Annotated in this window: 6 protein-coding genes; 1 reads left to right on the top strand and 5 read right to left on the bottom strand. The window is 37.3% G+C overall.

From position 1 onward, the window contains the following. Nucleotides 1-658: 658 nt before the first annotated feature. The 3 genes from BWI93_RS13095 to BWI93_RS13085 all read right to left on the bottom strand — a co-directional run bounded on the left by BWI93_RS13095 (nucleotide 659) and on the right by BWI93_RS13085 (nucleotide 5,193). Nucleotides 659-2,950 (bottom strand): TonB-dependent receptor, encoded by a 2,292-nt coding sequence (locus BWI93_RS13095; RefSeq protein WP_176454211.1) that lies wholly within the window; start codon nucleotides 2,948-2,950, stop codon nucleotides 659-661. A gap of 4 nt (nucleotides 2,951-2,954) precedes the next feature. Next, nucleotides 2,955-3,950 (bottom strand): DUF4249 family protein, encoded by a 996-nt coding sequence (locus tag BWI93_RS13090; RefSeq protein ID WP_094812011.1) that lies wholly within the window; start codon nucleotides 3,948-3,950, stop codon nucleotides 2,955-2,957. A 130-nt stretch (nucleotides 3,951-4,080) separates the two neighbouring features. Then, on the bottom strand, nucleotides 4,081-5,193 hold the full coding sequence (locus BWI93_RS13085) for a hypothetical protein (RefSeq protein WP_141217452.1): 1,113 nt from the start codon (nucleotides 5,191-5,193) through the stop codon (nucleotides 4,081-4,083). 1,775 nt (nucleotides 5,194-6,968) lie between these two features. Here BWI93_RS13085 and BWI93_RS13075 point away from each other — a divergent pair. Continuing rightward, nucleotides 6,969-8,405, top strand: coding sequence for a replication initiation protein (locus tag BWI93_RS13075; RefSeq protein ID WP_094812005.1), 1,437 nt, complete (start codon nucleotides 6,969-6,971; stop codon nucleotides 8,403-8,405). Between the two features lie 34 nt (nucleotides 8,406-8,439). On the opposite strand, the gene BWI93_RS13070 is transcribed toward BWI93_RS13075, so the two are convergent. Continuing rightward, a complete protein-coding gene (locus BWI93_RS13070) occupies nucleotides 8,440-8,739 on the bottom strand; it encodes a hypothetical protein (RefSeq protein WP_141217450.1) in 300 nt (99 codons plus the stop codon). Between the two features lie 19 nt (nucleotides 8,740-8,758). Next, entirely contained in the window at nucleotides 8,759-9,427 is a 669-nt protein-coding gene (locus BWI93_RS13065) for an AAA family ATPase (RefSeq protein ID WP_094812001.1), read from the bottom strand. Between the last annotated feature and the right edge of the window lie 2,040 nt (nucleotides 9,428-11,467).

Below are 11,467 nucleotides of genomic sequence, written 5' to 3'. Positions count from 1 at the left end.
ATTACACATTGGCTTCTACGAAATCAAATTACAGTTAACCAAACGTGAGCTGAATTTTCTGTAAAGACAAAAAGGTTTTATCTCCCATTAATATGAACTAGGCAAAACCCTACAATATTTCCATATTATTGATATTATTATAATTTATATTCTATATATACTATCTAATGTAACTCTGACAAAACGCTCGCTTATAAAACGTTATAGAAAGCAATAGCACTTTTACATCTAACTCCCAATTGCTCAATCTTTGCTTTCAACGTCAGTTATTTCAATATAGCCTAGATCGCACCCTGAATTGGAACAGGGCCCGTTGAAACATTCACTTTCCCACTTATTAAAGATTATACTCATCAAAGTAGATGCTTCCATTCTCGCGTTTTTCATAAAAACGCCTTTAAAGGGAATAAGTTTGGTAGAATCGCATACTACGAAGGCGGATCAACCTTGACCCGGTGTAAAGAGAAGATCTATTGATCCTCTTGCCATGAAACTCATTTATAAGTTAAGTGCAAATAGGTATCTCATTATCTTCTCAGAGTTAACAAAAAAATTGTAGGTAGACTCGCTAGAAGACTAATGCGTTGGAAAGTCCTGCTACACAAGCATGGATTATGTTAAAATACATCTTTAATCTAAGAGATAATTACACCAAATATTAAAACTCACGCTGGTAAGTAACCGATGGGAGAATAGGAAGTAAGCTAAATTGCTTAAGCTTTTGCTGGTCGTAATAAATGAAGTAGGGATTTTGTCGGTTGTAGAGGTTGTATACATTAAAAATCCAGCTTCGCGTGCCATTGACTTTAAGCTTGGTAAGTTTATAACTTACATCCATACGATGATACGCGGGTGCCCGAAAATTGTTTCGCTGAGACATATCGCCTAGCGATTGGTAAAATTTATAGTTAATAAGCAGAGGATTATTGAGATCATGAACGTAATTAGACGGTAAGGCTCCTTCATAAAAGGAAGTAGGTAGAGTTAGAGCAACACCCGTGTTGTAAACGAAGTTAAAAGATAAAGTTTTGCTGGAAGAAAAATCGTGGGTGATGACCATAGCTAAATTGTTTCTTCGATCGTACTTAAAGGGAAACCAGTTTCCTTCATTTAAACTAGCAAATTTTCTGTCAGTTTTTGATAGCGTATAACTAATCCAGCCTTTCGTTTTTCCTCTGCTTTTATTCAAGTACACCTCCAACCCTTTAGATCGGCTTTTCCCTACCGTAACTCGGTCATACCAGGGAATATTCGTAGCACTTAAGAAGGCAGAAAGGTCCGTATACTCCACTACCCCCTCCATATTTTTATAGTATACTTCGCTCGTAAGGCTATACGAATCATTGAGCTGGAACGCATAACCCAAAGCCCACTGTTCAGCCTTTTCCGGTCCCACGTTCGGTATGGCTGGAACCCACAAATCCGTGGGCAATCCAAGTGAAGAATTCGTCAGTAAGTGCAAAAACTGAGCGGTACGATTGTAAGAGAATTGGGCTTTTGATCGGGAAGTTAAGTTCGCGTGAAGGCTAATTCTGGGCTGGAATGAATGAAAGTATGACTTTTGCACGTGCTGTCCCATGTAATGAACGCCTGCGACTAATTTTAATTTATTCGTAATCGAGTATTCATCTTCCAGGTACGTGGACCACTCCAAACTCTCAACGGGGGTATTCATAGCAGTAGAATCCATCCGAGAATTTTGGTAACTTTTGTTTTCAGGGGCGAACGTATGATGTACCAATCCAGCCCCGTACTTCAATGTGTTTTGATTACTCAAGATCTGATCAAAGTCTATCTTGACTCCCTTATCCTTTATACTAGAATTAGTCGTTGCATTGTAGCGTTTTTCACTGGTTAACTCCTGGGATAAGTTATAATTGTATTGGGTATAGTAGGCTGTCGTATTACTAAACAGATGTTTATGCCATACCCTGTTCCAACGCAAAGCGGCCGTAGCATTCCCCCAAGAAAGCCCAAATCTGTATACGCTATTATCAAATTTGAACTGATTGCGAAAGCCATCATGCCCCGTATAAAAACTACCATATAGCTGATCTTTTGGGGATAACTTGTAATTCAACTTAACATTCAGATCGTAAAATCCGTAATTCGTTGAATTTTCTGAGTTACTGATAAGCGTACCTAGCCCTATTAGCCCGTTTATCCAGGTTGATCTACCCGACACTAAGATGGAGGAAACATCCTTTTTCAGCGGCCCTTCTACCATCAGCCTGGTAGCAATCGGATTTAAGCTAAGCGTACCATGCCAGCTTTGCAAATTACCCTCTTTCATGGCAATATCCATGATAGAAGATAAACGTCCTCCGTATTTAGCAGGGAAACTCCCCTTCATAAAATCGACGTGGGATACAGCATCGGGGTTAATCACTGAGAAAAAACCGAACATGTGGTTGATATTGTAAACGGGTACTCCATCGAGTAAAATCAGATTTTGATCGGGAGTACCGCCCCTCACGTTTATACCAGCGGTACCTTCATTGCCCGCCTGTACTCCAGGCAAATACTGGATGGTTTTAAAGAGATCCGATTCTCCTAAGAAAGCTGGAGCTTTTTTTACTAGTTCCAGGGGAATGGTATAATGATCGATTGAAGAAAGCTCTTGTTTAGGCGAAGATGTAATAACTACCTCATTTAAATTATTCTGTACAGGATGTAGCTTAATGAGTACGCTGGTATCTTTAGTTATCGTATACTCAATCTCTTTAGTTTCGAAACCTAAGTACGAGACCATTAGCCGTACAGGTTCAACATTAACTTTTATGCTAAAATAGCCATACCGATTACTGATAACTCCCTGATTATTAAATTTAATAGCGGCTCCTATTAATCGCTCTCCAGAAGAAGCATCTTCAATAAATCCTGAAATCGTCTGTGCGATTAGTGCATTAGTGGTAAGTAGGCATAAGAAGAAAATTCTTATCAATTTCATTTGATTAATTTTTACTAGAGGTTGAATTAAGCTTAAGCAAAATATATTTACCATTTCGGGCCCCGAAAATGCCTAGTCCATTCTTGACATTACTGGAAGCACTAGTAGGTTCTGCAAAAGGATTTTGTAGTTTTCCCTGAGAGTCGACTAATTGATTTTCCAAGGAAAATAGGGAAGTTTTCAAGTATTGATCGAAGGCTAGACCCGCCACTGTTAATTCAAGGACGTTTTCTTCGGCGGAACTAGGACTGGTCCAAGAACCACCCTGGTTTGTTAAAGAGAAAGTAACTTCCGGTTGTTGATAATCTTTTACAAATTCAGGTAGCAGTCGGGCAAGGCTTGAAAACGAATAATAACTATGCAGCTCATCAAAACTTCCATTGAACATATCGAAAACGGCAGATCGTGAAGAGACATAATTACTCTCCTTTTCCAAGTATTTTTTACATTCCGAATTCAATGCTCCACCTGTACTGATGATATTTCGGCATTCTTGGGGGGCTCGGTGCGAAAGCTTCGTCGCATTGATGCCAATCCAATAATAGGCCTTGTCTGTTTTTTTGAACTGTAAGGTAATGTCAGGATTTGAGTTGGCATTCAATGAATTTCTGTCGCCTACGGTGACCGTATACGAAGGAAAAGCGGGTAAGAAGTCTTCCGCTTCAACGATGCCATAGGTTGGAATCTCTGCCTGAACTTTGTACGTATGCCCTTCTTTTGGCTCGACTGTGAGAACGTAAAACCCGTCTCCAGCATGTACGGCCTTTCCTAAGGCGATATTATCCTCGCTAAAAGTTACGGTGGAGGAAGTGATGGGTTTATATCCGGAAGTGTCTTTGGCTTCTCTCGACATAAATAATCTAACGGACAAAGAACTATCGGGATGTAGTACGCCTACTAGGACAGGTTTAGGTTTAAAGATAGGGCCTGGTATTTCTAGTATTTTCGTACAAGCAATATTTATGAGTAACAAGAAAATGAAAAAAAGGGTAGTTCTCATAAAGTGAATTACAGATATAGATTTATTTGAGCTGCAAAATAGTTTGAAGTTAGTGAAAATTATATAGGCATAAATAGTCTATATAATTTTCACTAACTTCAAACTATAAATTAATGTAATCACTAGGCAATTATTGAATTGTACAATTACAATTATAATCGCCTCCCCAAAACAGATTGTGTTGAGATGATGGGTCAAAACGTATATTTGAATCCGTTCCTGATTTTCTGGTTTTAATCATTGTAAATGCAAACGTTGAAGTTTCCTCTGAGGGGATTCTATGATATGTATTTAATTGGAATGGGTAAACAATGGTTCCAGTATTCCCACTTTCCCAGCCAGGTTGAAGATTTGATCCGGGAGATAATTTCCATGTTCCATAACCATATTGTAATGTAGTTTTTCTATTATTCCACCCTCCAATCATCTGTTTCTTTAGCGTTCTTATCGTTATCTGCATCTCAAACCACTTAGCATTACTCATAAGTGTTTGAGTACAAGGAAAAGACCACACGGGTTTTCCGTCTGAGCCAACACCCCATGTGGGATTACAAGTGTAACCATAGGTTTCATCTGTAATTTCAATAACTTCTTCATATCCTACTATTCTATAATCTCCTCTAGTGTTTTCACATTGTCGGCTAGCAACCGTGTAAAAACTTTTGCCGCCTGGATTACTCAGTGTGCTACTTCTTTTAATTTCATTCACAGCTAGACCTATTTCGGGTTTACTAACATCATTTTCTAACAATAAATTTACTTCATTATCAGCTTCTTCGATATCAGGTATATTTTTTACCTTATCAAAGGTATATTGATAAAAATACTTTCCAATTTTAACTATTCCTTTTTCATTAACCACATTCATCATACTCCAAAGTGGAATATTAGGCTCTATTCCTCCATCCTTACTTTTAACGTATACATAGGAATACTTTTTGGCCTCTTTAGTCGTTAATGGTTCTTTATTTTGATCTCCATTCACTTCCTCAGCTTCAACTACCTGATTAAATCTGGTTTTTAGAGAAACAAAACCTTCCTGTTGTTCCCAAGCACTTAATGTTTGTATTGATTGGTTTTCTAACTGCTTTACTTTGGCTTGGAAATCCTCCATAGAAGCAAATTCTGCATAATCTTTGATTGTGAGTGACTTAGCAGAACTATCTTCTATGTTTTTTTGACAAGATGCGAACATCGTTAAGCCAATTAAACATGATACACTTAATTGTGAAAAATTTTTCATAGATTTGGAATTAAGTTAATATTAGTTATAAGTTGACTCAAAAGCCTCCTGCTCCGGTTCCTAGTCGTTGGCAGGGGGCTTTCTTGAAAGTAAAGGAATAGCATTATTTTGTTATTTTTTTTGCGTGTACGCAAAAAAAGCATTTTGTAATATCATCATTTTCAATAATAAGATTTTAATATCTTAGCTCTTATTCTACTTATCTCACTGTAACTTATATTTAAGTAGGAAGCTAAAATTGAGTTAGGTAATTTTCCCCGATATTTTGGGAATAGTTTCTCAAACATTTTGTATCTATCAAATGGAGTTTTGATTTTCAGTAATTTATTATAATCTTCTAGTGAATTTATGTGATCTAATGTAATATTAGACATGATTTCAATAAAGTCAGGCCTAGTTTCAGCCAAGAATAGGTAATCTTCATAATGTAGTTTATAAAGTTCAGTCTCATTTATTGTCTCGATTGCTTCGGTAGAAGTTGTTTGATTGAAAAAACTATTAAAAGAAATTATAATATCATTTGAAGTAAATATTGAGGAAGTAACTTCTTTTCCATTATTAATATAAAACTTTCTGATTAAACCAGTAATGACGAAGTAAACGTATTTATCATTATTACCTATTGATAATATTTTACTATTCTTGTCATGAACGCATAACTTTAACTTAGAGGCGAGCAATTCAGAGGTAGGTTTAGACAACCTGTTAAAGTTTTCTAAAAGCTTAGATAGCGGTGAAGGATAATGGAGCATGGGCGGACATATTAGAAATACTAATGTAATTATAATTTATTGCTGTATCTAACAGCTATATATAAATTTAGGAGATTATTTATTTAACGGGGTAGCAGACATATTTATAAATCAATACTCAAATACCTGTAAGGGCACTATACTTACTTTATTACTAAATAATATTTTAATTAATAATAGTATTTTTAAATTTATTTAATTATAATTTTCTGGTTCTTTGATGAATTGCATTTAATTAAGTGGAGATGGAATACTATTTTGATTCAAATTAAGATAGGAAAAATAGCTTTTAGCACATAGGGTTTGACTAGACTATTTCTTACTATATACAGAAATATATCAGTGGACTGTAAACAAGTAAAAATTAAAGCTCCAATGACTAATAATGTATTTATGACATTTTCCGGTTGAATAAAATATCAAAAAGCTATACCCCTATGGCTATTATATAAGTTGGTGACTCTGCTTTATGATTGAAGATCACTATTTGTTAAAGAAAGGTGTTCATCATTTTATTAAATAAATGTTGTGTTTATCAACACACTTCAAATTTTTAGCATTACATATTTAGTAGCTTTTTATAGAATGAACTAAACTTTATTTGAGCATTCATATATAAATATTATAACGTTTTCAAAACGTTATAATATTTATATATGCCTATGGAATTTATAAATTAACTACGATAGGAAAAATCACAATTCCGAAATATTTGTCGCCCAAATTTCATTCAATGTCCTAATTAGAACTAATATTTAGAAACAATTATACTGAATATCAGTGTATATCATCATTTTTGATTTCTTCGGCGACAAATATTTCGGAACTAATCAAAGTTTGTTTTATATTTGATTATTATTTTGATATCTATTTTGGTGCTGATTAACTGTCTGAATACCAATATATTACAAATGGTTCGGCGACAAAAATCACGGAGTAGGCGACAAAAACCTCGGGCAAGGCGACAAAAATTTCGGTTTCGGCGACAAGAACCTCGGCCCGGCGACAAAAACCTCGGAAACTATGGCTAAATCTTCGAAACCCCTTTTTATTGAAGAAATCAGGGATACTCCTATCCGAAAGTTTGTCCAGATCAAAGCGGGCAAGGATGGACTAGTGGAAGCTCAGAGTAGTTTCTCCATTAATGAGTACCGGGTTTTCTTTCACTTATTGACGATGCTGCACAAGGACGACGATGAGTTTGCCCTGCAGCGGATCAGTATTGCCGAAATCATTCGGGACAATGGCTTACACGACGCCGGTACTCAGTACGAATTGCTCCGCGAGGCTGTATTCAATTTATCTCACCGTACTTTTTCCCGTATTGGAGAGATCGACGGTAAACCCTATAAGATTACGATTCCCGTACTCGATAAGAAGGCGGAGCCCTTGTTGGAAGATGATAAGACTCACGTGCTGGTGCGGTTTCATCCGGACCTAAAGCCGTATTTGCTTCAGCTGAAGAGTGAATACCTAAGCATTTCGATGAAGTTCCTCAATCAGTTGGGTTCCCCCTACTCGATTAAGCTGTACATGATTCTCAAGCACCGCCTCCGGCAACAAACGGCTTATCCCAAGTATAGCGTCGATGAATTGCGGTTTATGCTTTCGGTCCCAAAGGATTCTTATAAGAAATACTCGGAATTCAAACACCGGATTCTTTTGCGTTGCATGGAGGAAATCAATCGGGAAACGGATATCCGGATTCTGGATATTACAGAAGTGAAACGACAGCGAATTACGCAGACGGTTTGTTTTGTATTGGAAGGAAAACCCGAGCTTGAACTTAGTGGTATCATTGACTCCGATCCATTGGATCTTGAGCCTCCGGCTGAAACGCCTGAACTCGAAGATCCCCTATTTACCCGACTGAAAACGTATTTCGTATCCAAGTCCATTTACCAGAGCTGGATTGATAAACACGGTCGGGAGCAGGTAAAGACAAATGTAGAGCTAGGCTTGAAGTATCTGGAGCAGCGGAATGACATTAAAAATCCAGTGGCCTACTTAACGAAAGTGGTCGCGAATAAAGATTTGGCCATTTCCCTAACCAAAAAAGCAAAAGAAGAAGCTCAACCTATCGTACATATTTCACCAAAACCAAAGCCTGAGGATTCCACAGAAACTGCCCGGAATACGCTTCGGGACTTGTACGCGAACCGTGTCAATGATGTAATCGTTGACACGTTGCGGAACTCAAGCGAAGCCCAGTCCTTTTTAACCTTTGTTAAAGCCCTGAGTCAGCAAGAACGTATTCCTGTACACATAGAGATTGCTATAACTATTTTCAATAAACTGAATGTACAAGTAGATACCCTCGCTGAACAACTCCGGGATGGTTCAGGTATGATTCAGGGATTGAAACTTTTGTACTTCCAAGAGAAGCATCCAACCAGGTTGGAGGAAATTCGTACTACGTTTCAGCCGCTGGCCGACAACCTTGGTTTTATTCTAGAGTAACGAAAGAAGCCCAACTTAGCTGGGCTTCTTTTCTTTAGTTCTTGGCTTTCGCTTTTTTCTCTCGAGCCAGTTTTTCTTCGATGGCTTCCAGAATGAAATGCGTAATGCCTAAACGCCTGCGAATTGCACTTTGGTTGATAACGCCTTCGATGCTTTCTTTCTGGCTTTTAGGCATGCGTAAAGTAAAACGGTGTAGTAAATCTTCACTTTCGGGTTCAGCTACAGGTTCTGAAGCCTCTTTTAATAAGGGACTCACTATGGTAGGCGAACTCCCCCCTTTCTGAATGAATTGTTCTTCCAGCTCAACCGCTGATAATACGGTGCTTTTAGGCATAGCCAGCCCTGGTTTCTTTTTAGCCATTGGTCGATACGGGTTGTGCGGCTTTTTCCAAGACCAGCGTCATTAAGTCAGAAAATTCTTTGGCAGCGGCCTTGTCCTGCGGTTTGTATTCGCCGATCCCCAGGCCCTGTACGGAGGAATGCACGTACACAATCCGGTTGCCCAAGGGAGCATCTAGGTATTCAATGTCCGTTGCCTGTTTCAACAGATTCACACTGTCTTCGATGTAGATGGATCTCGGTTCTACTTTATTGAGAAAGGCCATCGCTTTCAGATTCGGGTTAAACGTATGGATTTCCCGTACCATATGATCAACCTTGGCCAAACTCCACATTTCAAACATGTGCGGTACTAACGGAATCAAATACACGTCTGAAGCGACTAGGGCTGAACGCTGTGAAGTAGTATCCCTCCCACCTGTATCGATCACCACGTCCGTATAGCGTTTAGCCTGATTTCGGATGTATGTATGAATGGTTTCACCATTCATTTTTATTGGATTGTATCCGAGGCTTCCTTCCAGGGTTTCGTGCCGGAAGGTCGAAAAATCCCAGGCCGTCTGCTGATCATCGGCATCGATCAAAAGTACGTCCCGACCTAATTGTGTCAGATAGATAGCTACGTTCGTAGCAATGGTTGTTTTCCCCGTTCCTCCTTTAGTACCTCCTACAGTAATGACCATATGGTTGAATATTGGTTGACGTATTCAAGATGTCTATTGTCTGTCTAAAAGACGCCCTTGAGACGTCAAATAAAGGAATTAATATTTTAGTAACCAAGTAATTGTAATAATTTTTAGATTACTTGATCTCTAAATGTATATAATATCTATTAGGGTTATCGTGACATCATTAAGACATCTATCAGACGTCTTAATGATGTCTTAATTTTCAGAATCTATTTAATTATACTACTTTAGTCCAAGACTCCCCTTTTGGGAACCGAGAGCTGTTACCCTTCTTGGGTCAAGACCCATTGGTCAGGAATAAAGAATTGCATTTCTCCGTTCGGCCTTCGGAGTTTGCAATAGCATTTGGGTGAATGTGAAGTAATGGATCATGCCTATTATTGTCTGGTAGTAATTCCTAAGACAGGGATAGGGACAACCCCTTGCTTCATTCCAATAGGTGTCATATCTAAGAGTTGTCCATTGATTGCGGTCGCGATTGGAGGGGAAAGTAACTTTTGAAAACCAGGTAGTGCGGTATAATAATATGAATGACATAATGCTAGCAGCTTCTAAGCCGAAGCTATTCAATTGAAATCAAGGCTATAGCTTTTACAGTTGATTAAATGAAATCTCTTTTGAAGTTCAATCAAAATGACGCCTACGAGACATAATAGAGACGTCTAGTAGGTGTCTTTTATTTTTAAATAAATTGAAAATTTTTTACGTCAACTATGTTTATAAATAGTATGATATTTAACAATATACTGATAATCAATAAATAAAACTATTTGATGACGTCTGTAAGACATTTAAAAGATGTCAATTTGGTGTCTTCGAAATTTATAATTAAAAGCTAGCCCTTTCTCAAAGTCCTATCAACTATTGTTATAATGATTAGTACACCTACTTGGTTCAGACATGCTTTTACAGATCATTCAGTAAATGACTCGGCGAGTGGTGGAATCTGAAATGAGTTTCGATTTCCAAAACAGTTGCAAGGCTAGGGCCTTATACTAAGCCAGGGTTTCATCTGGAACATCTTAGGAACAAAGGCTAAGAGCTGGTTTACTAGGGATATTAGTTACTTCATTAGGCTCCTATGGCAGTCATTCTGATTTTCAGACTGGATGTGTTTCTATTTCTTGCTAGCCTTTACTTTGACTTTGCCATTGAAGAATAGTATAGTTTCAGACTTAACATTTTTACAACTAATCGATTTCCAAACATCTGGAGTCTTGCTTGGAAGACACCCTAAACTACTTCATGCTTTGTTTAGGTCTCTAGGTTAAGATATCAACCTATCCTAGTTATTAGTTAAATACAATTTAATGATTTCTTATATGGACGTAATTAGACGACTGTAGGAGGTCTAAGTGATGTCTAATAGACGTCTCTATGGGTACTTGTTTTTAAAACCTTATTTTGTCAAAAGTAAATCATAGTTTACCTATTGCCCGGCTTACAGATTGATATGACAACAATTGTAAGACATCTAATAGACATAATAAAGACGTCTATTAGATGTCTATGGTATGTCTTTAGTTTAATAAAATTCTAAGATATGTGCTGACTATCAAGGAGATCGTTTATACTGATATAAAAACTAAAGAGAAAAGGCTTGAACGTAATTTCTTATAGGTGCTAAAGCTTTGGGTTATTATAACTTCTGATAACATGACTTTAAATATAAACCTTGGGCCCTAACACAAAATTAAATCTAAAAATCAAACCAATGAATAAGTATTTTATCTTATTATACACTCTATAATTACGGGAGATTATATTCATCTAAAGAAGGTCTTAAATTAATATTTGTCCATTAGATCATTGTTGGAAAGCATTTATTGCCTGTCTCAAAATGCAAAGATTTTTAAAAAAATAATGTTCATATAGATTTAGTAGGACCGAATCAAATTGTTAGAATAGTTCAAATATATATATGCAAACCTTTCATAAAATCATGCTTACCCAAAATGGCAAATTTGCCACCTGATCCCTCCCTGGTTCATTTTTATCTTCCCATGCGTTACTGCTAAACTATGAAGTCATCAT

It is taken from the genome of Siphonobacter sp. BAB-5385 (genome assembly GCF_002261125.1).
Taxonomy (GTDB): Bacteria; Bacteroidota; Bacteroidia; order Cytophagales; family Spirosomataceae; genus Siphonobacter.
Note: the sequence above shows the minus strand (reverse complement) of the source record. Positions and strands in the feature narration are given on the sequence as shown.